Annotated in this window: 22 protein-coding genes and 1 tRNA gene; 13 read left to right on the top strand and 10 right to left on the bottom strand. The window is 54.7% G+C overall.

Features of this window, described 5'->3' with window-relative positions:
* Positions 1-57 precede the first annotated feature (57 nt).
* The 5 genes from KTH_RS02570 to KTH_RS02550 all read left to right on the top strand — a co-directional run bounded on the left by KTH_RS02570 (position 58) and on the right by KTH_RS02550 (position 4,248).
* The gene (locus KTH_RS02570) at positions 58-903 is read left to right on the top strand and encodes a class I SAM-dependent methyltransferase (protein WP_111322889.1); all 846 of its coding nucleotides are present in this window, start codon (positions 58-60) and stop codon (positions 901-903) included.
* 80 nt (positions 904-983) lie between these two features.
* Positions 984-1,388, top strand: a complete 405-nt coding sequence (locus tag KTH_RS02565; protein ID WP_111322887.1) for a RidA family protein — start codon at positions 984-986, stop codon at positions 1,386-1,388.
* 26 nt (positions 1,389-1,414) lie between these two features.
* Positions 1,415-2,566, top strand: a complete 1,152-nt coding sequence (locus KTH_RS02560) for an acyl-CoA dehydrogenase family protein (protein ID WP_111322885.1) — start codon at positions 1,415-1,417, stop codon at positions 2,564-2,566.
* A 113-nt stretch (positions 2,567-2,679) separates the two neighbouring features.
* Positions 2,680-4,023, top strand: a complete 1,344-nt coding sequence (locus tag KTH_RS02555; protein WP_111322883.1) for a phenylacetate--CoA ligase family protein — start codon at positions 2,680-2,682, stop codon at positions 4,021-4,023.
* 18 nt (positions 4,024-4,041) lie between these two features.
* Positions 4,042-4,248 carry a hypothetical protein gene (locus KTH_RS02550; RefSeq protein WP_111322881.1) on the top strand — a complete coding sequence of 69 codons (207 nt, stop codon included), beginning with the start codon at positions 4,042-4,044 and terminating at the stop codon, positions 4,246-4,248.
* A gap of 127 nt (positions 4,249-4,375) precedes the next feature.
* Here KTH_RS02550 and KTH_RS02545 read toward each other — a convergent pair whose 3' ends face one another.
* The 4 genes from KTH_RS02545 to KTH_RS02530 form a co-directional block, all read right to left on the bottom strand.
* On the bottom strand, positions 4,376-4,639 hold the full coding sequence (locus KTH_RS02545; protein ID WP_211326162.1) for a hypothetical protein: 264 nt from the start codon (positions 4,637-4,639) through the stop codon (positions 4,376-4,378).
* A gap of 219 nt (positions 4,640-4,858) precedes the next feature.
* Positions 4,859-5,824 (bottom strand): aldo/keto reductase, encoded by a 966-nt coding sequence (locus KTH_RS02540; protein ID WP_497616241.1) that lies wholly within the window; start codon positions 5,822-5,824, stop codon positions 4,859-4,861.
* A gap of 15 nt (positions 5,825-5,839) precedes the next feature.
* A complete protein-coding gene (locus KTH_RS02535; protein WP_497616240.1) occupies positions 5,840-6,643 on the bottom strand; it encodes a nucleotidyltransferase domain-containing protein in 804 nt (267 codons plus the stop codon).
* Positions 6,644-6,714: 71 nt separating this feature from the next.
* Positions 6,715-7,386 (bottom strand): hypothetical protein, encoded by a 672-nt coding sequence (locus KTH_RS02530; RefSeq protein ID WP_111322873.1) that lies wholly within the window; start codon positions 7,384-7,386, stop codon positions 6,715-6,717.
* 213 nt (positions 7,387-7,599) lie between these two features.
* Here KTH_RS02530 and KTH_RS02525 point away from each other — a divergent pair, with 213 nt between their 5' ends.
* Positions 7,600-9,456, top strand: a complete 1,857-nt coding sequence (locus KTH_RS02525) for a DUF4832 domain-containing protein (RefSeq protein ID WP_497616238.1) — start codon at positions 7,600-7,602, stop codon at positions 9,454-9,456.
* Between the two features lie 57 nt (positions 9,457-9,513).
* On the opposite strand, the gene KTH_RS02520 is transcribed toward KTH_RS02525, so the two are convergent.
* Entirely contained in the window at positions 9,514-10,839 is a 1,326-nt protein-coding gene (locus KTH_RS02520; RefSeq protein ID WP_111322869.1) for a peptidoglycan recognition protein family protein, read from the bottom strand.
* Positions 10,840-11,729: 890 nt separating this feature from the next.
* On the opposite strand from KTH_RS02520, the gene KTH_RS02515 reads away from it, so the two are divergent.
* The 3 genes from KTH_RS02515 (at position 11,730) to KTH_RS02505 (ending at position 15,325) form a co-directional block, all read left to right on the top strand.
* Positions 11,730-12,473, top strand: coding sequence for a hypothetical protein (locus tag KTH_RS02515; protein WP_497616236.1), 744 nt, complete (start codon positions 11,730-11,732; stop codon positions 12,471-12,473).
* A gap of 16 nt (positions 12,474-12,489) precedes the next feature.
* Positions 12,490-12,969, top strand: coding sequence for a hypothetical protein (locus tag KTH_RS02510; protein ID WP_146505368.1), 480 nt, complete (start codon positions 12,490-12,492; stop codon positions 12,967-12,969).
* A 445-nt stretch (positions 12,970-13,414) separates the two neighbouring features.
* Entirely contained in the window at positions 13,415-15,325 is a 1,911-nt protein-coding gene (locus KTH_RS02505; protein ID WP_497616235.1) for a glycosyltransferase, read from the top strand.
* A 55-nt stretch (positions 15,326-15,380) separates the two neighbouring features.
* On the opposite strand, the gene KTH_RS02500 is transcribed toward KTH_RS02505, so the two are convergent.
* Positions 15,381-15,467 (bottom strand) — tRNA-Leu (locus KTH_RS02500).
* 207 nt (positions 15,468-15,674) lie between these two features.
* Here KTH_RS02500 and KTH_RS02495 point away from each other — a divergent pair.
* From KTH_RS02495 to KTH_RS02485, 3 genes are all read left to right on the top strand, one after another.
* Entirely contained in the window at positions 15,675-15,770 is a 96-nt protein-coding gene (locus tag KTH_RS02495; RefSeq protein WP_497616233.1) for a hypothetical protein, read from the top strand.
* Positions 15,771-16,312: 542 nt separating this feature from the next.
* Entirely contained in the window at positions 16,313-17,491 is a 1,179-nt protein-coding gene (locus tag KTH_RS02490; RefSeq protein WP_211326161.1) for a S53 family peptidase, read from the top strand.
* 201 nt (positions 17,492-17,692) lie between these two features.
* Entirely contained in the window at positions 17,693-18,664 is a 972-nt protein-coding gene (locus KTH_RS02485) for a neprosin family prolyl endopeptidase (protein ID WP_497616231.1), read from the top strand.
* Between the two features lie 58 nt (positions 18,665-18,722).
* Here the strand turns inward: KTH_RS02485 and thiC are convergent, their stop codons facing one another.
* Positions 18,723-20,495 carry a phosphomethylpyrimidine synthase ThiC gene (gene thiC, locus KTH_RS02480; protein ID WP_497616229.1) on the bottom strand — a complete coding sequence of 591 codons (1,773 nt, stop codon included), beginning with the start codon at positions 20,493-20,495 and terminating at the stop codon, positions 18,723-18,725.
* 125 nt (positions 20,496-20,620) lie between these two features.
* On the opposite strand from thiC, the gene KTH_RS02475 reads away from it, so the two are divergent.
* Positions 20,621-20,833 (top strand): hypothetical protein, encoded by a 213-nt coding sequence (locus KTH_RS02475; RefSeq protein ID WP_428843953.1) that lies wholly within the window; start codon positions 20,621-20,623, stop codon positions 20,831-20,833.
* Here the strand turns inward: KTH_RS02475 and KTH_RS02470 are convergent.
* The 3 genes from KTH_RS02470 to KTH_RS02460 all read right to left on the bottom strand — a co-directional run bounded on the left by KTH_RS02470 (position 20,804) and on the right by KTH_RS02460 (position 24,480).
* Positions 20,804-21,760 carry a hypothetical protein gene (locus KTH_RS02470; RefSeq protein ID WP_497616227.1) on the bottom strand — a complete coding sequence of 319 codons (957 nt, stop codon included), beginning with the start codon at positions 21,758-21,760 and terminating at the stop codon, positions 20,804-20,806. The two genes, KTH_RS02475 and KTH_RS02470, sit on opposite strands and share 30 nt — an antisense overlap.
* A 190-nt stretch (positions 21,761-21,950) precedes the next feature.
* Entirely contained in the window at positions 21,951-22,814 is an 864-nt protein-coding gene (locus KTH_RS02465) for a hypothetical protein (protein WP_111322851.1), read from the bottom strand.
* A 226-nt stretch (positions 22,815-23,040) separates the two neighbouring features.
* On the bottom strand, positions 23,041-24,480 hold the full coding sequence (locus KTH_RS02460) for an amino acid permease (protein WP_497616225.1): 1,440 nt from the start codon (positions 24,478-24,480) through the stop codon (positions 23,041-23,043).
* Between the last annotated feature and the right edge of the window lie 64 nt (positions 24,481-24,544).

Raw genomic sequence — 24,544 nt, 5'->3', positions numbered from 1 at the left:
TATATACTGGAGAGAGATATTTTTCTCTCTATTTCATTTTGAAGGAAAGGACAGCGTATGTCATCCAGCTATATGACCGATGCCGAAAATGTGGCTGAAATGGCTCGTCTTACCAAGCAAGCACAGGCGTTGACACAATACTGTGGTCTGTTTCCGCGTGAAGATGTTCTGGGACGGGCGCAAGCGGTTCTCGATATTGCCTGCGGTCCAGGTGAATGGGCGCTGGAAGTGGCGCGGCGCTATCCGCATTGTCATGTGATAGGCGTCGATATCAGCTCGATTATGATTGCATATGCGAATATGTGTGTGCAAGATGAGGGTTTGCAGCACGTTGAGTTCTATCAGAAGGACGTCAGGCCCGGTCTGGACTATCCCGATGCCTCTTTCGATGTGGTTCATGCGCGGCTGATAACCTCGTTTTTGAGCGCTGAGAACTGGCCGCATCTCCTGCGGGAGTGCCTGCGCGTCCTGCGGCCTGGTGGCGTGTTCTGTACCATTGAATGCGAGATGCTGGGCGGCATCACCACCAGCCCCTCGCTGACACGCTACAACTCCCTGTTTATTCAGGCGATGCGCAAGGCGGGCCATTGTTTCACCGAGACTGGCGACTTCGCGGGTGTGACGGCGGTCCAGGGACGTTTGCTGCAAGAGGCGGGCTTTGTGAATATCGAGCAGCGCGGCCATGTGATGAACTATTCGGCTGGTATGCCTGCCCATACATCGGCGTTTGAGAATGCAGCGACCGTGATGAAGCTGCTGCAACCTCTGATTGTTCGCTCTGGCATCAGCACGCAGGAGGAGCTCGACATGCTCTATGCCCGGGCAACGGCAGAGATGCAGCAAGAGAATTTCTGTGGTATCTGGTTTTTGCAGTCGGGAATTGGCTTTAAACCACAGGAATAAGAGAAAGCGAAAAAGGCCTCGAAACATGATATACTATGTTCAACACCGTATGTTTGTTGAATAGAGTCAGAGAGGCCTCTATGCAAAAAGAGATTGTAAATCCTCCAGAACTTGCCCGGCCAGGCGGCTACAATCACGGCATCCTGGTTGAAGGTGGCCGCCTGCTTTTTCTGGCCGGACAGACCGCCCTCAATGCGCAGGGCCAGATCGTGGCACCCGGCGATCTGGTCGAGCAATACAGGCAGGTGCTCCAGAACCTGAAAACCGTCGTCGAGCGTGCTGGCGGCACAATGACAGACATTGTTCAGCTCACGTTCTTTGTGCGGGATCGCGACGAGTATAAAGCACATCTAGAGGAATTAGGGCAGGTGCATCGCTCCTTCTTCGGGCGCTATTACCCTGCAATCGCTCTTTTAGAGATATCGCGCTTTTTCGATGATGATGTGCTGATCGAGATTCAGGGGATAGCGATGCTTCACGCGTAGCAGTCGGAAAGGAGCGCTATGGCTTTATGGATTTTGCTTTGACCCCGGAACAACAACGGATTCAAGCACGCGCCCGGCGTTTCGCACAGGAAGAGGTTGCCCCTGTAGCTCGTCAGGCGGATGAGAGCGGCGTATTTCCCGCACACCTGGTCCCGCGCCTTGCTGAACTGGGTTTGCTGGCCGGCCCGCTTGAGCAGCGTTACGGTGGCTCCGGCATGGACTTCGTCAGCTATGCGCTGCTGTGCGAAGAACTGGGGCGCGTCGATTCGTCGGTGCGTGGCTTCCTGACGGTTCATGCCAGCCTGGTTGCTCTCTGCATTCAGGAGTGGGGGACCGAGGAGCAGAAACAGCGCTATTTGCCGCTGCTGGCGCGGGGCGAGTGGATCGGCTGCTATGCGCTGACTGAGGCGCAGGCCGGTTCCGACGCAGCAAGCATGCAAACACTGGCGAAGGACGAGGGCGACCACTTTCTGTTGTCCGGTGAAAAGATCTGGATTACCAATGGTCTCAGTGCGCGCCTCGCGATCGTCTTTGCCACGCAGGCGCCAGAGAAGCGGCACAAAGGAATCTGTGCGTTTCTGGTCGAGACCGATACTCCCGGCTTTGTGCGGCACCCCATGCCCGGAAAGGAGCTCGGTCATCGCGCCTCGGAGCATGCCCGCATCACATTGGAGGGGTGTCGTGTGCCGAAGAGCGCGCTGCTTGGGGAGCCGGGCGAGGGCTTCAAGGTGGCGATGTCGGCGCTGGATCGGGGCCGTCTGGGGGTCGCTGCCGGGGCTGTCGGGATTGCGCAGGGCTGCCTGGATGCCTGTATTGTCTATGCCCGGGAGCGCCGCCAGTTCGGACAACGGATCGGCGATTTTCAGATGCTTCAGGCAACGCTGGCCGACATGGCTGCCTCGGTTGATGCCGCTCGCCTGCTCACCTATCGCGCGGCATGGCTGAAAGATCAGGGTTTACCAACCACCCGGGCGACCTCTATCGCCAAGCTATTTGCGACCGAAGCCGCGATGAAGGCCGCATCAGAGGCGGTCCTGTTGCATGGCAATCGCGGCTACTCCAACGAATACCCCGTCGAGCGCTTTTATCGCGATATCAAGGGTTTGCAGATTTACGAGGGAACAAGTCACATCCAGCGAGTGATTATTGCACGCGACCTTCTTGGAAAAGAGAAGTAGCGCACAAAGTACGAACAGAGACGTTTGTATAGCAGTAAAGCGGCATAACGAGCGACGTTATGTTCGGCGTTCCTGAGACCGCGCATGGTGGCGCGTGAAAAGGAGGAATGCGCATGGCCTACCCCGAGTACTGGAATCCCAAAACCGAGACCCTTCCCCGCGAAGAGCTACAGGCCCTGCAACTGCATAAGCTGCGACGTATGTGTGAATGGGCGTACGCAAAGAGCCCATTTCATAAGCGGCGCTTTGAGGCCGCCGGTTTTCACCCCGATCAGCTACAACGCCTGGACGATATCCGTCGTATTCCGCTGATGACGCGTGAGGAGTGGATGGAAGCCCAGATAGACAACCCTCTTTTCGGCGACCTGCTGGCAACCGACCAGACCAATGCTATTCGCTATCACCTGACGTCGGGCACCTCCGGTCGCACGCCGATTCGTGTGCTGGATAGCATGAAAGACTGGGACTGGATCAGCGAGATGTGGGCCTACGGCTTCTGGGCGTTTGGTGTACGGCCCACCGACACCGTGTATTTTGCTTTCGGCTATGGCTCCTTCATTGGCTTCTGGGGCGCTCACTACTGCTGCGAGAAGCTCGGGGCTCTTGTAATCCCGGGTGGAGCGCAGACAACCGAGGCGCGTATCAAGCAGATTATCGAAATGGGTGCGACTACTGTCTGCTCGACTCCTACCTATGCGCTGCACATGTGGCAGAAGGCGCAGGAACTGGGCATTGATATCGTGAAGGAGGGCCGCGTCAATAAACTGATATTATCAGGCGAGCCAGCGGGCTCTATTCCGGCGGTCAAGCGCCAGCTTGAAGAGGCCTGGGGAGCCAGGGTCGGTGATACAGCGGGCATGACCGAAGTTGGCACCATCATGATTTTTGAGTGCTCGCATCAGCCGGGTGGTACCCATATTATTGAGGACCATTTTCTTGAAGAGGTTCTTCATCCTCAGACCGGCGAGCCGGTTGGCTATGGGGAGCTCGGGGAGCGGGTTGTGACCTCATTCGGGCGCGGCTTCATTCCGGCGATTCGCTACCGCTCGAAAGATATGGTTGTGCGCGTTCCTGCCAGCACCTGTACCTGTGGGCGTACCTGGGATATCTACGAAGGTGGCATACGCGGACGTTGGGACGATATGAAGCTGATTCGTGGCACGAATGTCTATCCACGCGCTGTAGAAGCCATTATTCGTGAATACGCATCCATTGATGAGTTTCAGATCTACCTCTGGCGCAAAGACAATCTTCAGGATGAAATCACGATCAGGCTGGAGTTGAAGCCGGGCCACGAGGGCGAATGGGAGCAGCTCCGGCAGCAGCTCGGCAAGGATCTTGCGAATGCGCATGAGGGGCTGCGTTTCAACCTTGAACTGATGGAATATGGCACGCTGCCGCATTTTGAGTTAAAGGCACGACGTTTGATAGATGCGCGACCGGTTGCGCAGTATTAAAGTGCAGGAGGTGTAAGCATGCAGCAAAAGGATCTACTCAATAAACCGCTGTCCGAGGCCGAACAGGAGCTGCTGGAGACCTATGAGGCACTGAAAAAGCTGGCTGCTCGCTCTGATTTGCCGCCATGTGCTACCTGCAATGTGCGCAAAGCGCTGGCCTCGATGTGGCAGGTAACGAATGACCTGCATCTTCAGTTTGAGCAGCTTTACGATTATGGCGTCTAGATGCGGGCCTGGCGGCTCGAGGAGCAGGTTTCCTGGTGCTGGAAGCCTGCTTCTTGCCCTCGCCAATCCGCAGGGATAGGTGGCACAGGGGAGGAGGGGAGAGACCGGGGGGAAATTGCGGCTGAGGCTAGCGTTTACGCAGCGTCAGCCCGTACCACTCGGGGTGTTTGCCACTGCTTGAACGATAGCCGTGTTCTGTCAGGTAGACACGGAACTGTCCGAGCAGGGCGGGGTAATGGTCATCATGCGTGACCTGTAACCAGTATTGGCGGAATTCATGAAATAGTTCATCATCCGTGATGCGAAGGTCTTCTCCGATTTCACAATATTCCGCGAGAAATTGATTCACTACTTTGTCAAAGGTGCACACTGTATCAAGAACGATATCCATAGTGTAAGCTCCAATAGGCGTCATTCCTTCTCTTTATGTATAGAAAAGTATGTATAGAAGAGATACAGCAGGGCATCTTTCCTGCATACTATTTCTAATCGGCGGAATGACTCCTTCCCTAGAGTTTGAATCGAAAGCGGTCAATCAAAATGGGGTGATGGATATTCTACCATAGATACGGAGTGGAAGAAAAGGAGGGAGACAGGGTAGCCAATACGGCTACTCCTGCCGCCAATCTGAGACCGTATTGAGCATCTGAAGTTGAGCAGGGGATAGGGAGAGATCCAGCGCGGCAAGGCTGATCAGAAGCTGCTCGACGGAGTTGGCTCCGGCAATAGGTGCGGTCACTGTCGGTTGCGCCAGCAGCCAGGCGAGCGCGACGGCTGAGGGTGTGGTTTCCTGTTCGATGGCGATACGTTCCACTGTTTCAAGAATCGCCCATGAGCGTTTGTTATCGTAGCGTTTAAGGACGCTATCAGCACGCTTGCTTTCGGGCCGCCTGTTCCGCTGATATTTGCCGGTCAGAAAGCCACTGGCAAGCGAGCTATAGGGGATCACCCCGAGCTGATACTGCTCACAGAGCGTTTGCAGCTCGCTTTCAAACTCGGCACGATGCACCAGATTATAGTGTGGTTGCAGCGAATCGTAGCGCACCGTCTTCCCCGTGTCGGCCTTCCAGAGCGCTTCCATCAACCGCCAGGCGGGATAATTGGCCGCGCCGACATAGCGCACCTTGCCCGCGCGTTGCAGGTCATCGAAGGCGCGTAACGTCTCATCGATCGGGGTTTCGGCATCGAAGGCATGCGCCTGATAGAGATCGATATAATCGGTTTGCAGGCGGCGTAATGAGTCTTCGACCGCCTGTATGATATGCTGGCGTGAGAGCCCACGATCATTGGGGCCTGTGCCCATCGGCTGATAGACTTTGGTCGCGATCACCACGCGGTCACGGTTCCGCCGCGCCTTGAGCCAGCGCCCGATAATCGTTTCAGAGATGCCTGCCAGCTCTTCGCTGATCCAGCGCGAGTAGAAGTCTGCGGTATCAAAAAAGGTGCCGCCGCGCTCTACAAAGGCATCCATGACTGCGAACGCTGTCTTTTCATCGGTGGTATAGCCCCACTGCATCGCGCCCAGGCAGAGGGCCGACACTTTCAGGCCGGTGCGTCCTAAACGACGATAGTGCACGCTTGTTTCCTTTCTCTAGTATTGCTCGAATCCTGGCAGAGGTGGCGTGTCGCGTCGGATCAGTTCGACGGTATGCTGAATCAGCGGCGCGTCTTCCGCTTGCAGAACCGCTTCAAGCAGACAAACAGTCTCGACATAGAGCCAGAGCCCGGCTATGATCTGCTCGCGCAGCGTTGGCGTCGTGCCGTGCTCGTCCTCAATGCCAAACGCCTGCCGCCGCAGTCTGACCCATCGTGACTGCAAGCCGATTCTGGTTGCAACCCCCTCATATACAGCATTATCGCTGGATGCAAACACCATCCCTTGCTGGACCATCATCACACGAGAAAGGGACCAGGTGAGGCCAAATTGTGCGTTGAGCATGCGCCCGATATCCTTGCTCCGCAGGCCTGCCAGGCCCTTACGCACCTCTTCAATCAGCCCGACGAGCTCTTCACTGGCGAAGCGGTTTGCTTGCTGTTGCAGCTCATCGGTCCAGGTGAAGGCCCGGGCTCGCTGCTGAAGCCGGGTGAAATAGGCATCGCGGTCAAGCAGTGGAATCGCGGTCTGCAACGCGCCGATTGCCGCCACAGCCCGACGCGGGTCGGTAAAGCAGGCCTCAAGTGCGTCCGGGCTCTTGTTGCTGACAACGACAAATACGCCGTCAAGCAGATAGCTCCCTTCGCCCGGGACCTCGCTTCCGTCGGTCAGGCGCACAAGATCAAGGTCGCTGTACGGGTTGGCCTTGCCGCGCGCATAGCTTCCTGTGATGATGATCGAGCGCACTCCAGGAGCGTCAAAGCGCTCCAGAAGCAGGGAGGTTGGAAGCGGTAATTGCATCTCTTTCATCCTTTCGCTCCTCATGTCCTCCTGCAATCATAATGGAGAAAGAGCGCTTTGTCCAGAGGCGGTCAGGCATAGCGGCGCTCGCTCTGGATCATGCCAGCAGAAGCGGCACGCGTTGGCTTCTCCCGCTTTGCGAGATATGCATCAAACTCGGCGGGAGTGCGTACGCCATGATCCAACACCGCTTCGTAGATATCGACGCTATAGACCTGCGCGCGGTAGGTTGGCAGGCTGTGCCATATCTCTTTCAGCCAGAGGATCACGCCGCGTAGCTCGGGAGTGAGTTCGCGTTCCATCCTGTCCTGAAGCGGCTCAGCACGTGGTTCCTCATCGAGCCAGAAGGAGATGTCAATTTTCCATTCCTGCTTCTCCTGCCCGAACTGGTAGACCAGCGCGTAATAATAGCGGTTCCCGGGTTTCTTGTGCGCGGGGACCAGTGGCCCTTCATTAAAGTAGCGAATCTCTTTCATGCGAGGATTGAGATAAAGCGGCTTCATCAGCTCGTAGGCACGTGCGCTGCTCAGTCCGGGACTGGACACGCCGAAATCAATATCACGCCAGACGAGCAGGCCAAGCGAGGAGCTGCCCACCTGTCGTACGGTTCCGACCGAACGCAGCAGGGAGTGCAGATGCAGTTCCTGGATGACGGCCTTTGCTTCGGCTTGCAGCACGTTCTGACGTCGAAGTAATTGTTGCGCATATTCGGGCTGTAAGGGTTGGTTATCAGCCTGCTGCATGATCGGGTGTTCCTCCTTCTACATGCTCTCTATAGACCAAAACGCCCGAGCAGTTCAAATGGTTGCAGCGGGTCCATCGGTACCACAGCGAACTGTGGACCTTGCGAAATAGCATGCAGTAGGATACAATACTGTAGGAAAGCGCCGTAGATGGATGGGGATATTCTTTGTTGAAAATGCTTTCCAGTTGAGAGAAAGAGGCGAGGTTTTTTTGTGGCTCAGGAGAGACTGAAAAGGGGTCCTGAACCGCCAAAGGCAAGTAGGAAGAGCCTGAACAACCGAGTTGGCTTGCCGCTTCATTCACTGAACCATCGCATCCTCTCCGCGGTCCCGCTGGTTGTGACAACGATGCCCAAAGCAACCGTTGTGGCGCGGAGACACAAAGCCCTGACAACCGTCACCTGGCTGAACAGGCGTGTATTTATGGTGATGCTGGCCGTGGTGCTGCTCATGTTCCTCTCGGGGGGCGTGGTGATCGATGCATACGGCAGCACGGGCAAGCCAATCAAAACACAGGCTAAACCAACAACGACCAGCATCGCAAGCGTCAATGACTGGTCTTCTCCCTCTGTTACTTTTGGGGCGACCGAAACCGTGACGCCAACCGAAACGGTCACGCCGACCGCGACGCCCGACGAGTCCGATATTCAGGATGATGACTCGGATTCGACCGGCTCTGGTGGCGCTCCTCCCGGTTATACCGGCCCATATGATGACACAGAAATTCCGGTGAACACAGAAACACCAGCCGAGGAGACGCCCACACAGTCGTCACAACCCCCTTCGTCCCAACCGACGGCAGAGCATACCCCGCCAGCGGGCAAAACTCCGACGCCGGGCAAGACGGCAACGCCAGAGCCTACCCAAACTGTCCCGACTCCGACCCCTGATACCAGCGGGCGCGAGTTGAGCAATCCACAGCGGGGCGCTCAGTTCTATGGCGATGAGCAGCGACCCGATGGCTGGCCGACCACGGATACCTTTCTTCGGCTCTGCTGGCGCGATCTGGAACCGACCGCGCATCAGTATACCTTCGGGCAGTTAGAGCACCAACTGAAGCAGGCACAAAGCCGTCAGTATATGCTCAATCTGCGCGTCATGGCCGAGGTTCCGGGTCAGAAATGCCTGCCGGATGATCTGAAGGGCTACAAAGATCCGCAATTCCTGCCCCGTGCGGAGCAGCTTTTCCAGCAGCTCGGGGCAAAATTCGGGGATCAGAAGAGCCTCGGTTGGATCGATATTGGCCTGTATGGGTGCATGGGCGAGTGGCGTGCAAGTTGTTCCGACGATAAGCAAGCAGATACGCTCTCGCTTGAGGAGATGAAGAAGCTTATCGATCTTCAGGTGAACGCGTTCCCGGGGAAGCGCTTCTTGATGTTCCCCTATCAGTTGGACGCGCTGAAGTATGCGCTTGGCTTACAACGGGCGCTTCCGGTGGGTCTGCGTGTGAACGGGCTTGGCACACGCGATCTTGATGGAGCACGAGCAAACGTCCAGGCGGTAGAGGCGATATGGCCGAAAGCGCCGATCTACTTTGACTTTGGGAAGGACCCCGATTTTCAACAGGCTTTGACCGATATCCAGACGTTCCGCGCCTCGGTTGTGGGCGACGGAGGCGGCAACCTGCGCGACTTCTCCAGCTATACTCACGCGCAGCAGCAAGCGCTTCTGGAGATTTTCCGCCGGTCGGGATATCGTTTTGTGCTGAACGATGTAACATTGTCAACGACGGTTGCGCCGGGTGGCAGGATGGTGATCAGCGTGCAATGGGCCAACGATGGCGTTGCTCCTGTCTACCATCCGTGGAGCGTCGTCTATCAGTTGCGGAATGCAGATGGGCGTGTGGTCTGGTCGGATGAGTCAAATCTGTCTCTGATGAGCATCGGGCCACAGAGCACGACGAGCGACGATGAGAGTTTCGTGCTGCCTGAGACGCTGGCGCGTGGCACTTACACGCTGACGCTTCAGGTACGTGACACTCAGGGCTTTTACCGCCCGCTGCAACTCAGCATCAAGCCGGGCCCGCTTGCTGATGGCTCATATACACTGGGCGCGATTCGGATACAATAAGCTGCACAACAAAGAAAAAGGGGAGCAAGAAGGTCTCCCCTTTTCTGGTGCTTTGCGCTAGCCGATGACGCCGCCGAGCAATGCGCACCATGTTTTGAGGTCGACTTCCTCGGTGGCGGGCAGCCCGTGGAGCTGCTGGAGCTTCTGCAAGGCGCTGATCGTCTTGCCATCGAAGCGCCCGTTGACGTCAGCGCCGAAGCCCTTCATCCGCAGATGACTCTGCACGGCACGAACAACATCACCGGTACTTTTCTTATTGAGCGGCATGACAAGCGCCTCCCATGTTTTTGCGGTTGTGTAGGCATTCGCCGGAAGCCGGTGTTCCGTCTGAAAGCGCTTCAGCGCATCCTCGGTCTCGTCATTAAAGTCGTCGGAAACGCCGAGATTGCGATAGTGCAGATTGAGCAGGGTGCGCAGGGTGCGAACCGTTTCGCCGCTGGTTCCCGGGCGGTGATCGGGCCACGTGAGCGGGGGCATGCTTTGTCCGAGGCGCTGAGCAACCTCTTTGCGCAGGCGTGGAAGCTGCGAGTAGAAACGCGTGCCGGGGCAGTCCGTGTTGCTGAAATCCCAGTGCCCGAAGATGCCTTCTGCGCCAAACCCGTATTGTTTACAGATGAAGATGCAGAAGGAGATCAGAGCGTTCCAGTGCGCTTCTGGCGGCAGATCGCTAAAGTAGGTTCCTTCGTTCTCGATGCCGATCGCCTCGCTATTCAACTCGGGGCAGTGTGCGCCGACGACATGATAGGAACCCGACATCAGCGCCTGAACACTGTTATGCCGCCCTTCCAGAATGTAACCGCCTCGAGTGACGGTGAAATGCTGTCCGGTATCGGGCCAACCGTTCGCATCCATATGGAAATTCTGGATTGTGCGAGCGAGCGAGTAGGCGTGCCCGAGCGAGGTATCTCCGGTATTGGATGTCTGTGTCTGATGAATCAGAATCTTGGTGCTTTTCTGTGGTAAGATCGGGAGCGGCCCGGATGGCGGTCGCGCTTTCCAGGCGCTCGTATTATGAATGGCTGGCGTGTCGTTTGGCAGGGTATGTGCATCCGGGAAGAGCGAGGTGCCGGGAAAGATCGTGATCACCGGTTCATGGGTGATCAGACTTCGGACCTCAAGCGCTCCTAGTGCTGTTGCAGCACCCATGCCGATCGCGATAATACTGGCTTTCAACAGATGACGGCGGCTGGTCTTTTCGCGAGGGCGCGGCAACGGTGCGGTATCGGTAATCAGATAGCGACGCGTCGGGCTGATGCGAGGTGGTTGCTGTCTCGCCGAAGCTCGCCGTGGAACCGGCGTCCTGGGCATTGGTTCGGTTGTCGGGCGCACGCGCATTGGAGCGGTGTGAGGGCCAGTCCTGTTACGCTGGCAATCTTGACACATGAATGGTAATCTCCCAGTGCTATTCAAAGATCAACAATGATGTATCTCGGTCTTTCCCGGTGAGCTCATAGAAAAGTATGAATTACTTTTACTTTAGCACAATTATAGATGTGTCATCACGTTTCTACAAGTAGGGATAGGCCTTCCGGGAGGGTATAAAATCTATCATCTGCTCCTCGCTCTACCAGGGCGTTACCTGGTACTACAGGCGGCTTTATGCACCCATATCCCGGGCCGGGCGCACGCAGGATCACAACCAGAGGTTCCGCCGCGAGAACCAAATTTCCCAGGGAAGGGTGAAGAAAATGGGGTGATCATCGTCGTGGGCAACGTTGTGGGTCCAGTGCTCTGGAGAACTCGATTGCAGGACGGGAATGCTGTCCCGGCGTTTCGGGCGTACGGGGCTCGGTTTTGCGTGTGGGCTCTCCGGATCTTGAAGCGGCTATGGAGTCGCTGGACTGTTGGCCTGTGGTGCGCCCGAAGAAGGAAGAGCCTGAATATCCCTGAAAAGACAATTATGCCTTTTCCCTCTTTCTCTTGCCTTCTGGACAGACCGCACTCCTATCGAGTATGCTTGGTAAGCGGGCTGGCGGCCTCCTTTGACTATCAGGGGCAAGAGGGACTCAGTGAGCTTCCGTCAATCTTCGTGGCCCGAACAGGACTTCCTTTGATCGATGCTCGGAAGCGCGACCGAATCTTCGCGCAGTTAGTCTCATAGGGTTCTGGAAATGGTAGATACGCGATGATACAGATGAGTTCGAGGATCGGTTTCGATCCTTTAGCGAAGGATCGCAAAGCGACTCTCACCAGAGCTATGCTGAATGTCGCCTTTGTTGCACTTACAATCGAATCATACTATATAATAGCAGGAATCTATTTTTGACCCCTTTGTGATTATACTGTGCTTGCTGCTCGTATTGATAGGAGGAGGATGGGTGCTGGCGATTCTTTTTGATAGCGCGACTTTTCAAACGATGGAGACGCGTAAGAATCTATTACATGGTAAAACAAGCGATTACAAGCAGATAGAGATACAGGAAGAGGTGAAGCTGAAACGCTTTGAGCTACAGATCAACGTAGAGAAAAAGTACTCGTCAGCCAGAACCCTGAGCAGAGCAGCCTGTGTGTTTGCAGTCCTTTCCTGGGTGGGATGTCTCTGTGCTTTCTTCCAGGCTCAGGGCTCAACGCATCCTGAAGAGCTTGTTACCCTCAGAATGTTTGCTGTCGTACCGCTTTTGCTCGCCTTCCTGTGCTGGATCCTGTTTCTCTACACCTCTCAGAGCATGCCCTACCGCTGGCCCTCCCTGTTTGTTGATGAGGATGGAATACTCGCTCTGTATGGGGGCAAGCAGGTAGCCATGCAATGGGATACAGTGAAGTATTTTGTATGTTACAGGGCGAAAGAACGGCATGCGATCTATGAGATCTCAGATGGCGTTCAGTTTCTGCGCTGGCGCGATCCCGGGCGGCAGATCTGGTTTGATAGCGGGTATGAGCCTGCCTTACATGTCGAGAAGCTCTTTGCACAGTTGCCCGGCTATGTGGTGGAAAAGACCGGGCTGCCCTTGCTGGAAAGCGTGATATATCGGCGGGAGATCACCGGTCGCCCGCTGCAAACAGTGCGCTATTGGTAGATACGTGATGCTACAGATGAGTTCGAGCGTCAAATTTGATCCCCTGAAGGCGGAAGCGCTCTTTGCACAGTTGCCCGGCTATGTGGTGGAAAAGACCGGGCTGCCACTCTGGGAATGCGCGTCATGCCGTCCGGACGCGGTCAGCAAGCAGAAGCTGTTACCTTCTGAGGCTCCGAATCGTGCTCTCAGAGAGCAAGGAAAGAAGGCTAGAAGCAAGAAGGAGCAGTGTACTATGGCTGAACGTGAGAAGCCCCGTCAGAAACAGAATACGGGCCAGGATCGCGACCGGATAAAGCAGGATAAGGACCTGATCGGGACCGGCGATTACGCCCATCCTCCGGGGAACGATCTTGGCACCGACCAATATACAAGCAGTGGTTCGGAGCATGTGGCAGGGAGCACACAGTATCCACCGAAACCTCGAGCGCGGAAAGGGATAGAGCGGCTGGAAGAGCGCGAGACAGACGAAGAAGGTGGATATTCTCCAGCCGAATAACCTTTCTCAATTCTCTATAGCTAAAAGTGGCTATCAGTATTTGTGCGTATCAGCACGCTGGTAGCCACTTTTTTTATGGAAAAGCAAATATCTTTCTCTTGTGGTTGTCTGCTTTTTGTATCATAATACTAATAGATGAAATAAAGAGACACATCAAAGTGTTCTCATAAGTAGAGAGAAGAGCAAGAGAAAGGACGGACGTTTTTTCGGGAAGCGCCCATGTACACCCGTTCATGGTACACTTTCCTCTCGCCTTATACTGAACCCTTCCATTTCATCATTCTTCGGCCCATTTTCAGTTTTCAGCGAAAGCTTAATCCAGATTAAAAATCTATTGAAATTCCCTGAGCAAACTGGAAAATGTGTCGATGTTGAATCGTACAAGGTTCATCCATGTATCTGGAATCATCTTACTACTACTAGAATTTTGAGAGGATTTACCGAAATGACGCAACTTACCAACGCCAGTGAAGTCGTTGAAGAGATGCCTGTAGCCGGGGCTCCGGTAGTGCGGGTACAACAGCCGGAGCACTCTACTCCTTCTGTAAAGACACCTCTAACTGCATTTATTGGTCTGGAGAGCTCTGACAATGGTGTCACGCTTGTTGAGCTTGTGGGCGATAGCGTTCTGACTGAAACCCGCCAGCTTTCGGGGAATGTGGGAGAAGAGCTGTCCGCATGGCTGAGCGAGCTTGTTGCGCAACGGCATCAGCAAATTATTGCAGCGGCCATACGCAAAGATGATACCCTTGCTCACCTGTTCTCGCGACTCTGGCTGAAAGAAGATATTGTTCCCTTTATTATAGCTGCACCGCGCGAGGAGCCATTAGAAAAGCTGGTGCGAGAAGTGGCCGCCAATTTCGATGCCCAGAACGTGGTTCAGATTCCTCTCAGCCTCTCGCAAGAAGTTGGGGTTGCGGATCTGGTGACGCTTGATGACTATCGAGCCGTAACCGTTCTGCAGGATTTCGCGCTGCTTTCGCGTCTGGTTCAGGCGTTTCAGGGGAAGCGGCTGGTCTTTGTGAACGCGACACCGCGTGGTGGTGGCGTTGCTCTGATGCGGCATGCCCTGATCCGGTTGTTGCGTCTGATGAATGTTGACGCCCATTGGTACGTTCTGGTACCGAATGCTGAGGTCTTCGATATCACAAAGCGCAAGTTCCATAACGTCTTGCAGGCAGTCGCAGCGCCCGATGTGGTGTTGACCGATGAAGATAAAGCGGTATTCAATGCCTGGTCGGCTGAAAATGCTCATCTGCTGCATGATGTCTTCAAGCAGGCCGATGTGCTGGTGATCGATGATCCGCAGCCTGCTGGACTGATCCCGTATATCAAGCAGGCAAACCCGCACGCGCATATCATCTATCGTTCGCATATTCAGATCGTCAGCAGTCTGGCGTCTCAGCCGGGAACGCCACAGAACATCACCTGGGAATTTCTCTGGCAGACCATCAAGGATGCTGATTACTTTGTCAGTCATCCAATGAGCATGTTTGTCCCGAAAAACGTCCCTGATGATAAAGTGCTCTACATGCCTGCAACCACCGATCCACTGGATGGGCTGAACAAAGAGCTGAGTGAAGAGCAGATGGAGCACTATCTGCATTTCTTCAATGAGATTCTGGAACGCGAGGGACAGACGCCGCTCGATCTGACGCGCCCGTACATCGTGCAGATTGCGCGTTTCGATCCTTCAAAGGGCATTCCTGATGTGCTGGAAGCGTATCGCCGACTGTGCATCATGCTCCAGGAGCGGCAGCAGCCGGTTCCTCAGCTCGTGATCGCCGGGAATGGCTCGGTAGACGATCCCGATGGTGTGCCCATCTTCAACCATGTGCAGGAGCTGCTGCGCTCAGATCTGTACGCAGCGCTCGCATCCGATGTCAAGGTTGCACGCCTGCCACATCGTGACCAGTTGCTCAATACCCTGCTGCGCAAGAGTAGCGTTGTGCTGCAACTCTCTACAAAAGAGGGATTCGAGGTGAAAGTGACCGAGGCACTGATGAAGGGCAAGCCGGTTGTGGCGTACCACGTTGGTGGTATCCCTCTGCAAATTGTCAACGGTGTCAACGGTCATCTCGTCGAGGTTGGCAACACGGTTCAGGTCGCGCAGCACATCTATGATCTGCTGACCGATACGAGCCTGTACGAGCGCATGAGCATGGCAGCGGTCGAGCTGGCTGGAAAAGACTACCTGACGGTGCCTAACGCCATTTGCTGGCTCTATCTGGCATTGACGTTGCTGAAGAATGAGCGACTCGAAGGACGCTTCCGCTGGGTTGCTGAGCTGGCCCGGAAGGAATGGTCTGGTGTGGCTGATGAGGAAGAGGGCGAAGACCAGATGCAGTGTGCATAAAAGCAGACAGAAAAGAAAAAGAGCGTCGGTGAAAAACCACCGGCGCTCTTTTTGTTGGTGCCGAAGGTGGGATTCGAACCCACACACCCTTGCGAGTACAACGCCCTGAACGTTGCGTGTCTACCAGTTTCACCACTTCGGCATATTGTCCTTTCGACTGGGCTTATATTACAGGAAATCGAGGCGGTTGTCAAGAGAAAACCTCGACAAAATCGGCCATTTTTCAAAAAACCTCAACCCTTCTGTATTCCCTCCTCAATTGAAGAGAACATATCTCTGTGCAGAACGTATATCTAGAGATATAGGTGTAGAGAAGGAGTATGTGTTATGGAACTTTTGCACCAACGTTATGCAATACTTGCAAGTTATCTGGTCTCCGGACGGGGCGCGGATTGCCTCTGCGAGCAATGATGGAACGGTGCATATCTGGCAGGCGCGCGTATAGCCAGGCATTCCTTGATAGTATTTACCCGGCTGTTTCGATAGAGAAGCGGTCGGGTTTCTCTTTTAGATGCAAAAGAGCTGGAAAAGTGTAAGGAAAGGGGAGGAGAAGCCAGCAAAGAAATCTTCCTCTCTATGCAGCGTATTCGCTCCCTGCTCTTACATAAGAAAAGCGCTGTCCTCTGCATGATCTTATGTAAGCGGACGTCGCGGTTTTGCCTATTCATTTGTAAAAGAAGTCGTTATTTCTGGAAGCGGAGGGCGCAGTACAAGTGCAATGAGAGGAGTTTGAAAAATAATCTCCCTGAGAGAAACATGAGAGAAAGTATCAAGTAATTGAGGAATAAGGGAAGTCGTGTATGCTTCTTCTCAAGGAAATGGCGAGGAACCGAGCATGTACCTGGGAACTGCAATGAGGTACATGCGATCGGCTTTGCGTCTGCCTTTGTTGCCTGCCCTCAGCGGATTGCAGAGCGCATCTCGCATTTTCTACTGTTATCACAGGTTGTTCCTGCCAGCAAGGATGCAGGAAAGAAAGGACATGCTGTGAAACGAATCCTACGATCCTCTACCTTTGTGTTCTCCATTCTGGGTGTCTTGCTCTGTAGCCTGGTACTGACCCAAGGGGCAAGCGCTCAAACGACAAATTCCCGCAAGCATGTAACAAAAGTCTGTGGAGAGGTTGCGCCTCGCTATGCTCACTGTATGGCGTTGCGCCTGGAGGGGGGCGACATTCAGACGCTCGCTGCCGGTCCACAGGGCTTGAATCCGGCTGATTTGCAGTCGGCCTACAAACTGCCATCGTCGACAGCGGGTGCTGGTAAGACGGTTGCTATTGTTGATGCCTATGACGACCCTAACGCCGAGCAGGACTTAGCGGTCTATCGGCAACAGTTTGGCTTGCCGCCTTGCACGACGGCAAACGGCTGTTTCAAGAAGGTCGATCAGAACGGCGGCACCAACTACCCCCAGCCCGATTCGGGGTGGGCCGGTGAGATCGCCCTTGACCTGGATATGGTCAGTGCTATTTGTCCGAATTGTCATATCCTGCTGGTGGAAGCCGACTCTGCCTATATGGAAGATCTTGGCGCATCAGTGAATACGGCTGTTCGCCTGGGTGCGGTAGCGGTCAGCAACAGCTATGGTGGCTCTGAGTATCGGCAGGAGACAACCGACGAGGTGACGTACTTCAAGCATCCCGGCGTGGCGATCACGGTCAGCACGGGTGACAGCGGCTATGGTACGGCATTTCCGGCTACCTCACAGTATGTGACGGCAGTCGGTGGCACCTCGTTGAAGCGTGCCAGTAACTCCCGTGGCTGGACGGAAACAGCATGGAACGGCGCCGGAAGCGGTTGTAGCAAGTATGTTCCTAAGCCGAGCTGGCAGCAGGACACAGGCTGCAATAAACGCGCGATCGCTGATGTTTCTGCGGTTGCTGATCCCTACACCGGCGTTTCGGTGTATAACACGTATGGTGGCAATGGTTGGGCGGTCTATGGTGGGACCAGTGCTTCAGCTCCGATTATCGCGGCGGTGTACGCGCTGGCTGGCAACACGTCCAGTATCACCTATGGCTCCTATCCCTACAGCCATACTGGCAGCCTCTTTGACATTGTCAGTGGAAGCAATGGCTCCTGTTCGGTGAAGTATCTCTGTACAGCCGGTACTGGCTATGATGGTCCGACTGGTCTGGGAACGCCGAACGGAACAGGCGCCTTCTAACGCGCTCGCTTGCTTGAGGGCAGGCAACCTTCTCCACGCATGGAAAGCGCGTGTGCTGGCGCTCTGCGAAACGCAGCGCTTGTGACGACACCTGATCTTGCTCCGTTCTCTTCCCGAAAAATAGACGCATGTTGTGCTGTTACGGGGAAGAGAATGACGGAAAGGATATTACATGCACCGTTGGAAAGGAGTCCTTCTACGATGCGACAGAAACCAGGTTCTCGTGTGTTTCTGGTCCTGGTTCTGACCTGCTGTCTGCTGTTCATGTGCTCCGGTACTGCTTTTGCTCGAAGCGAGCAGACAGGCGTGAAGAAAGAGTATACCTGTGTCAAAGCACCTCAGGTAGCGCTTCCTCGGGTACAGACAGATATCAAGCAGACAAGCGCAAGGAAGCCAGCCGCAAAGCCAATCTGCCCGGCAGGACAGGTCCCGCAACCGGTCGCGAAGAAGTCCGGTAAGCATGCGCCCCCGATGCCTCAGCAGGCTACTATCAGCGCGGGCTATCATTATGTGACCGGCATTCAGAATGTCGAGTCGCTTGGCACCCCGGCGGACTTTACGCAGCATCAGCCCTATTTGAGCTCGCAGGATTACCACACCCTGGCCGAGATCGCAGCACTGAACTATGGGCCACATGGTCGCCAGATCGTTGAGATCGGTTGGACGGTTGATCGGGCCGTGAACAATGGAGACGACAAGCCGCATCTGTTTGTTTTCTCGTGGGTCAACGATCAGGGGAACTGCTACAATGGCTGCGGCTTTGTGCAGGTGTCCAATGCCCATTATCCCGGCATGCAGCTTGCGAGCGATGGTTCGCTGCATCATTATGCGATCTACCACTATCAGGGGAACTGGTGGCTGAACTACGATAATGATTGGATTGGCTATTTCCCTGACTCTATCTGGACCAGCAAGGGTGAGGATTTCAGCAAGACAACACAGCTTCAGTGGTTCGGTGAGGTCGCTTCTGGCGGCGGCTCACACACTCAGATGGGGAATGGGATCTTCGGTTCTCAGAATGGCTCAGCGCGGATTCAATCGATGTATGTCTATACCACGGCAAATACAGCCGTTACCGCCAATGTCAATGTCAGTGCGGGCGAGACCTCCTGTTTTGACTATGGCTGGATTCAGCAGCCGAACGCTTTCCGCTATGGTGGTCCCGGCTGCTAGCCTGCCGCAGCACAGCGAAGGGGAGCTCCTCAAGGCGAGAAGCTTCCCTTCTTTTCTGCTATTGCTCCTGATACAGCTTGCTTCCCTTTTCCCGGAACTCTCGTGCCTTCTCAGCCATGCCCACAGTGATGATCTGTGAGGGCTGTAGCCCCTTGCTCTGCGCATATTCGCGGATATCCTGGGTAATGCGCATGCTGCAAAAACGTGGTCCACACATCGAGCAGAAGTGCGCGGTTTTTGCCGGTTCTGCCGGAAGCGTTTCATCATGATAGGCAAGCGCCGTTTCAGGGTCAAGCGACAGGTTGAACTGGTCACGCCAGCGGAACTCAAAACGTGCCTTTGACATGGCGTCATCCCACTGCTGAGCGCCTGGATGGCCCTTTGCCAGGTCGGCGGCATGCGCAGCGATCTTGTAGGCGATGACGCCCGCTTTGACATCCTGCTTGTTTGGCAGCCCGAGGTGCTCTTTGGGCGTGACATAACAGAGCATTGCCGTCCCGAACCAGCCAATCATAGCCGCTCCAATGGCCGAGGTGATATGGTCATAGCCCGGCGCGATATCGGTTGTCAGCGGGCCGAGTGTATAGAATGGTGCCTCCTGACAGAGCTCCATCTGCTTCTCGACGTTCTCCCGAATCAGGTGCATGGGAATGTGGCCGGGGCCCTCGATCATGACCTGCACGTCATGTTTCCACGCAATGCGGGTCAGCTCGCCAAGCGTTTCCAGTTCGGCAAATTGGGCCTCGTCGTTTGCATCGGCAATCGAGCCGGGACGCAATCCATCACCAAGCGAGAAGGCGATATCATACGCTTTCATGATCTCACAGATCTCTTCAAAGTGCGTGTACAGGAAGTTCTCCTGATGGTGTGCCAGGCACCACGCTGCCAGAATCGAGCCACCACGCGAGACGATCCCGGTCACACGACGAGCGGTAAGTGGTACATAGGCCAACCGGACGCCCGCATGAATGGTAAAGTAGTCGACGCCCTGTTCTGCCTGCTCGATCAAGGTGTCACGATAGATCTCCCAGGTAAGCTCTTCAGGCTTGCCGCCGACCTTTTCGAGCGCCTGATAGATAGGCACCGTGCCGATGGGAACCGGTGAATTGCGGATGATCCATTCTCGCGTTGTATGGATGTTTTTGCCGGTCGAGAGATCCATCACCGTATCAGCGCCCCACCGTGTCGCCCAGACCATCTTCTCCACCTCTTCCTGAATAGAGGAGGTGACCGCCGAATTGCCGATATTGGCGTTGATCTTGGTCAGGAAATGGCGTCCGATAATCATGGGCTCGCTTTCGGGATGGTTAATATTGGCCGGGATGATGGCGCGTCCACGGGCTACCTCGGAGCGTATGAATTCCGGGTCGAGCTGCTCGCGCACGGCGATGTACTGCATTTCGGGTGTGATGATTCCCTGGCGGGCATAGTGCATCTGGGTAACGGTGCGTCCGGGTTTCGCGCGGAGCGGCTTGCGCGTGCCCTGAAACACCGCATCGTGAGCGCGGCTGTCACCGGGCTTGTAGCCGTTATCGACCGGGAGAACGGCCCGCCCCTCGTACTCCTCGACGTCGCCTCGCTCAAGAATCCAGGCGCGGCGATGTGGCGGGAGCCCCTTATAAATGTCGATGTGGGCGTTGGGGTCAGTATAGGGGCCACTCGTGTCGTAGACGCGCAGCGGTGCATTTTCGCTCACGCCGCCAGTGCGGTTCGGTGTAGGAGTAAGGGGAATTTCGCGCATCGGGACTCGAATGTCTGGTCGTGGTCCCTGCACATAGACTTTGCGACTACCGGGAAAAGGTTGCTGTGCTTGAAAAGAATGTTCCGGCATGTGTACCCTCCATTTGTCGCTTCTATGCCTGTGAGCATAGCGCAATGGCGGTTACCGGCTGCAAGGAGGAGTAGACGAAGCAATGCTGTTGATCGAGTGGTGCGTTCAGGCAAAAAGAAAAGACCATGAACGCTCCCATCGTCGAGCCAGCAGACATGGCCTTCGTCGTATGGTTGCATTCCCTACGCTCGTCTTCCACACGCGACCGAAAAGCCCGTGTGACTTACCGAGATCAGGTTCAAAGGGTTGGTGGGCTTGATCCCGCCTCTCAGCTTCTCGCTCCCCTAGCAAACCAGTTACCTGTGACGTTATCTGGCGTCGTCATGACGCTCTTCTAGTAGCATACCATATTTTAGCGGACTCTTGTAGTCCTTGTTTGGTTGCTTTTTGGAAGGAAGCTCCAATTCCAGCAGCCGCTTGCCACTCTTTTCTTCTATCAGGAGAAAGAGGTATGTCACCTGCTTGAGATAGCTCTGAATGCGGTTTGTTGAGAGAAGGAAGAATGGGCTCATAGGGCTCCATAGATCGATTGCGTTGCTTCCATCGCTGATTTCAAGAAAGGTGAAGCCGGGGTAGTGCGGGTCAATGATAAGCGCGGCATAGTGGATCTCATGCCACGGTATGGTGATTATGCGCTGGCCGGGATACTGTGCAACGATCCCATCGCTGGTGACGTCCAGTGCGGGATAGCGGTACGCTTTGATACTGCGAAAAAGTGGAATATTCGCGATGAAAAGCAGCGGTGTGAGGAGCAGCAGCGCGGTGCGGGCATACGGTAACGTCGCCTGTATCTGTGGCATAACAGCGACAAATGTGTATACCGGGAGCGGAAGCGTAACAAGATATAACAGGAAGGTGTTGGCGACTGCAAGGAGAGGAACAACGATAAAGAGTATGCTGTCTGGCGGCTGTGGCAGGGTCCAGGGGAGAGCCGGCCGTTCCTGCTCGGCGAGAGGCCGTAGCCGCCCCAGATAGCGCTGTGAGTGGAGTGCTGACGCGCGTGCCTGCTGGAGCTTCTGTAGTCTTTTCCTGTTATAGCTATTAAAATAAATGATGATAAGCACGAGCGCAAGTAAAAGAATACTGAACGTAATAAAAGCAAGGGGCCCGCTGGACCGATACATATCCAGTGTCATTACGAGAAAGGCGAGTGCAAAGAGCAGCGCGAGCTGAAGCAGGAAATAGCTGGAAAGCCGGGCGCTTTTCTTGCTGGGATCGAAGCCGCTGAGGGGAGAGCCGTCCTGAGCGGTGTGCTGGCGTATCATTTCTAGAATCTCCTGACATCCTTGTACTTTTCGGCTTGCCTTTTCGCTTGCTCTGGCAGTTGAGTAGAAGCGCAGGGTGAATGACGTATGGTCACAGGTATGTTCTGTTTATGCTGTAGAAAAGGCTACTCCTATTATAGAAAAAGCTGAGAAAAGTGTAAAGGATGTAAAACTAGAAAAAGAGTAGTCGCTACCAGAGAAAGAATTTCTGAAAGCGCAGGTCAAGGAGTGGGCGGCCCGTTTTGGCCCGAATGAAGGCCGGAAGATCCCGAAAGAACCGCTCATACTCCTCACGCGACATGGTCGGTTTATAGAAAGAGAGGTTATGGCTGAATGGGTTGCGCCAGCGAATCGTATGGGTTCCGTCGCTGAGTTCATAGGTTTCGGTTGCGGCATTTGTTTTGTAACCGGTCAGGGCGAAATAGCGCACCTCATCCCATCTGATGGTCACGGCCCTATGCCAGAGGTAGTGTGCCGTGATGCCGCTCTCAGTAATCGTGAATGAGGGATAGAGCAAGGGACCGCGGAAGGGGTCCAGAACGTAGAGTGCGAGTAAGAGGACCAGCAGACCAAGCCCAAGTGGTAAGTTGAGAAAAAAGCCAGCGATGGTTGGCCCGAACTGGGTTATCAGAGGTATGAACACCAGGCCAAGCCAGACGAGGAGTCCGGAGAGCCATGCAAACCAGTGAAAGCGCATGCGTACTATCAGTGGTGGGTGAAGCACATGCGCATCGGGGAGAGGTTGCGGCTCCAGGATGCGTTGTGTGTGAGGGGCTGAAGAGCGTAAAAAATCGATCCGCTTTTGAACCTGAAACGAGCGAATATGGAGATAGATGACAATTCCCAGTGGAATCAAGAAGAGAAGCAACAGCCAGGCAAAGAAGACGAAGTATGAAAGAATAGTGTTGTTGATCATGGTAAGCAAGAGTGTAAGGAAGAAGAAATACAGCACTGCATAATTGATGTGTCTGTACGCGTACCATACCTGGAATGCATCGAAGCCTTTTGTCTGTCGCTGTTCGGGCTGCTCGCTCTGTTGTTGTACTTGGCGCATGTTTTTTCTCCAGTAGAAGCAGAATACTGATTGAAGCGGGTGCGATATAGGACTATAGAAATGTAGAATTATAAGAAATATACGTTTTTTCCTGCTATAAAGTTGAATGGAAAGAAAAAGGCCCTTCAGGAGTGCCCGAAGAGCCTCAGTTCCTACCGGAATGAACGAACAGCAGAGAACAATCGCGACCTGGATTTCACAAAGAGAGCTGTTTTCTGGCAAGCAGCTAGACGGTGTCAGGAATACCCTCGGCCGCTTTTGGGCTGTCGGTTTCCTGTTTTCGTGCCAGCTTGCTTGATCGAATGCCATACAGGAAGTAGATCAGCAGGCCAATTGCCAGCCAGATGCCGAAACGAAGCCAGGTGATCGGTTGCAGGCTCAGGATCAGCCAGAGCGAGAAGCCTATTCCGATAATCGGCAGAAGCGGCACAAGTGGTGTTTTGAAGCCGCGTTTGAGGTCAGGGCGCCGCTTCCGGAGGATGATGATTGAGGCGCAGACAATGATAAAAGCGCTCAATGTACCAATATTGACCAGCTCAGTGACAACTGCGATCGGCGTAAAGCCCGCAACCGCCGCTGTAATAATACCGAGCAGCCAGGTTGGACGATAGGGCGTTTTATGGACGGGGTGCGTTTTGGCGAACCAGGAGGGCAGGAGCCCATCCCGGCTGAGCGCGAACCAGACGCGTGCCGCAGCAAGCATAAAGGCAAAGAGCACGCTTGTAATGCCGGCCAGCGCTCCAATTGAGACCAGGGTAGAGACAAAGGGCATATGAATCGCCTGGAACGCGTTGGCAACCGGAGCCGAGTTGTTAAGTGTTTGATAGGGCACGATCCCGGTCAGTACCAGGCTGATCAGAATGTAGAAAACAAGGGCGATGCCAAGCGAGGCAAGAATGGCAAAGGGGATGTCCCGCTGTGGATTCTTCGCTTCCTCGGCTGCTGTACTCATCGCATCATAGCCAAAAACGGCAAAGAACACCAGTGCCGCGCCTCCCATGATGCCTGAGAAGCCGAACGGCGCAAAGGGGTGCCAGTTTTCGGGCTTCACAAAGAACGCCCCGATAACGATGATGACAACAACAACGGTCAGCTTAATGATTACGGCAACCGTGTTGAAGCGCGCGCTCTCTTTAATCCCTCGGGTAAGCAGCCATGCGGTAAAGAGACAGAAGAGGATGGCAAACAGGTCAACAACACGTCCGGGCCCCGTACCGGGAGCGCCAGAAATGGCGGCTGGAAGCTGAATACCAACGCTTGATAGCAAACTGTTGAAATAGCCTGAGAGGCCGATTGCCACGGAGGAAACCACAAGGGTGTACTCAATTAACAGATCCCAGCCGATAACCCATGCCAGCAATTCACCAAGCACTGCATAACTATAGGTGTAGGCGCTGCCCGCGACGGGAATCAAACTTGCAAATTCAGCATAACAGAGCGCAGCCGCCGCGCTTGCACAGCCCGCGATGATGAAAGAGATAATCACGGCTGGACCGGCCTGTGTCGCTGCTGCAACGCCGGTTAGCACAAATATGCCGACGCCAATAATCGCGCCCAGACCAAGAGCGGTCAGGCTCCAGGGGCCCAGGCTACGCTTCAAATCCTTTTCATGCTCAGCTTCTTGCTGTAGTACATCGATATCTTTCTTTCGCAACAATACACTCATAGTTGCTCACTTTCCAGTTGTAGTGTTGTGGTGCGATGTTCTCTGCTGATGTCAGGTCAAAGGA

The organism is Thermosporothrix sp. COM3 (genome assembly GCF_059696735.1).
The sequence above is the reverse complement of the archived record's forward strand: the minus strand, read 5'-3'. Positions and strand labels throughout refer to the sequence as shown.

Excerpts from the sequence above, each read along its gene's own strand:
- KTH_RS02470 (WP_497616227.1), bottom strand. The coding sequence starts at position 21,760 with ATGATACGCCAGCACACCGCTCAGGACGGCTCTCCCCTCAGCGGCTTC.
- KTH_RS02545 (WP_211326162.1), bottom strand. The coding sequence starts at position 4,639 with ATGGATATCGTTCTTGATACAGTGTGCACCTTTGACAAAGTAGTGAAT.
- KTH_RS02460 (WP_497616225.1), bottom strand. The coding sequence starts at position 24,480 with ATGAGTGTATTGTTGCGAAAGAAAGATATCGATGTACTACAGCAAGAA.
- KTH_RS02560 (WP_111322885.1), top strand. The coding sequence starts at position 1,415 with ATGGATTTTGCTTTGACCCCGGAACAACAACGGATTCAAGCACGCGCC.
- KTH_RS02530 (WP_111322873.1), bottom strand. The coding sequence starts at position 7,386 with ATGCAGCAGGCTGATAACCAACCCTTACAGCCCGAATATGCGCAACAA.
- thiC (WP_497616229.1), bottom strand. The coding sequence starts at position 20,495 with ATGCCGGAACATTCTTTTCAAGCACAGCAACCTTTTCCCGGTAGTCGC.
- KTH_RS02495 (WP_497616233.1), top strand. The coding sequence starts at position 15,675 with ATGCAATACTTGCAAGTTATCTGGTCTCCGGACGGGGCGCGGATTGCC.
- KTH_RS02565 (WP_111322887.1), top strand. The coding sequence starts at position 984 with ATGCAAAAAGAGATTGTAAATCCTCCAGAACTTGCCCGGCCAGGCGGC.
- KTH_RS02475 (WP_428843953.1), top strand. The coding sequence starts at position 20,621 with ATGAACGCTCCCATCGTCGAGCCAGCAGACATGGCCTTCGTCGTATGG.
- KTH_RS02520 (WP_111322869.1), bottom strand. The coding sequence starts at position 10,839 with ATGTGTCAAGATTGCCAGCGTAACAGGACTGGCCCTCACACCGCTCCA.
- KTH_RS02550 (WP_111322881.1), top strand. The coding sequence starts at position 4,042 with ATGCAGCAAAAGGATCTACTCAATAAACCGCTGTCCGAGGCCGAACAG.
- KTH_RS02485 (WP_497616231.1), top strand. The coding sequence starts at position 17,693 with ATGCGACAGAAACCAGGTTCTCGTGTGTTTCTGGTCCTGGTTCTGACC.
- KTH_RS02510 (WP_146505368.1), top strand. The coding sequence starts at position 12,490 with ATGAGTTCGAGCGTCAAATTTGATCCCCTGAAGGCGGAAGCGCTCTTT.
- KTH_RS02570 (WP_111322889.1), top strand. The coding sequence starts at position 58 with ATGTCATCCAGCTATATGACCGATGCCGAAAATGTGGCTGAAATGGCT.
- KTH_RS02535 (WP_497616240.1), bottom strand. The coding sequence starts at position 6,643 with ATGCAATTACCGCTTCCAACCTCCCTGCTTCTGGAGCGCTTTGACGCT.
- KTH_RS02555 (WP_111322883.1), top strand. The coding sequence starts at position 2,680 with ATGGCCTACCCCGAGTACTGGAATCCCAAAACCGAGACCCTTCCCCGC.
- KTH_RS02465 (WP_111322851.1), bottom strand. The coding sequence starts at position 22,814 with ATGCGCCAAGTACAACAACAGAGCGAGCAGCCCGAACAGCGACAGACA.
- KTH_RS02505 (WP_497616235.1), top strand. The coding sequence starts at position 13,415 with ATGACGCAACTTACCAACGCCAGTGAAGTCGTTGAAGAGATGCCTGTA.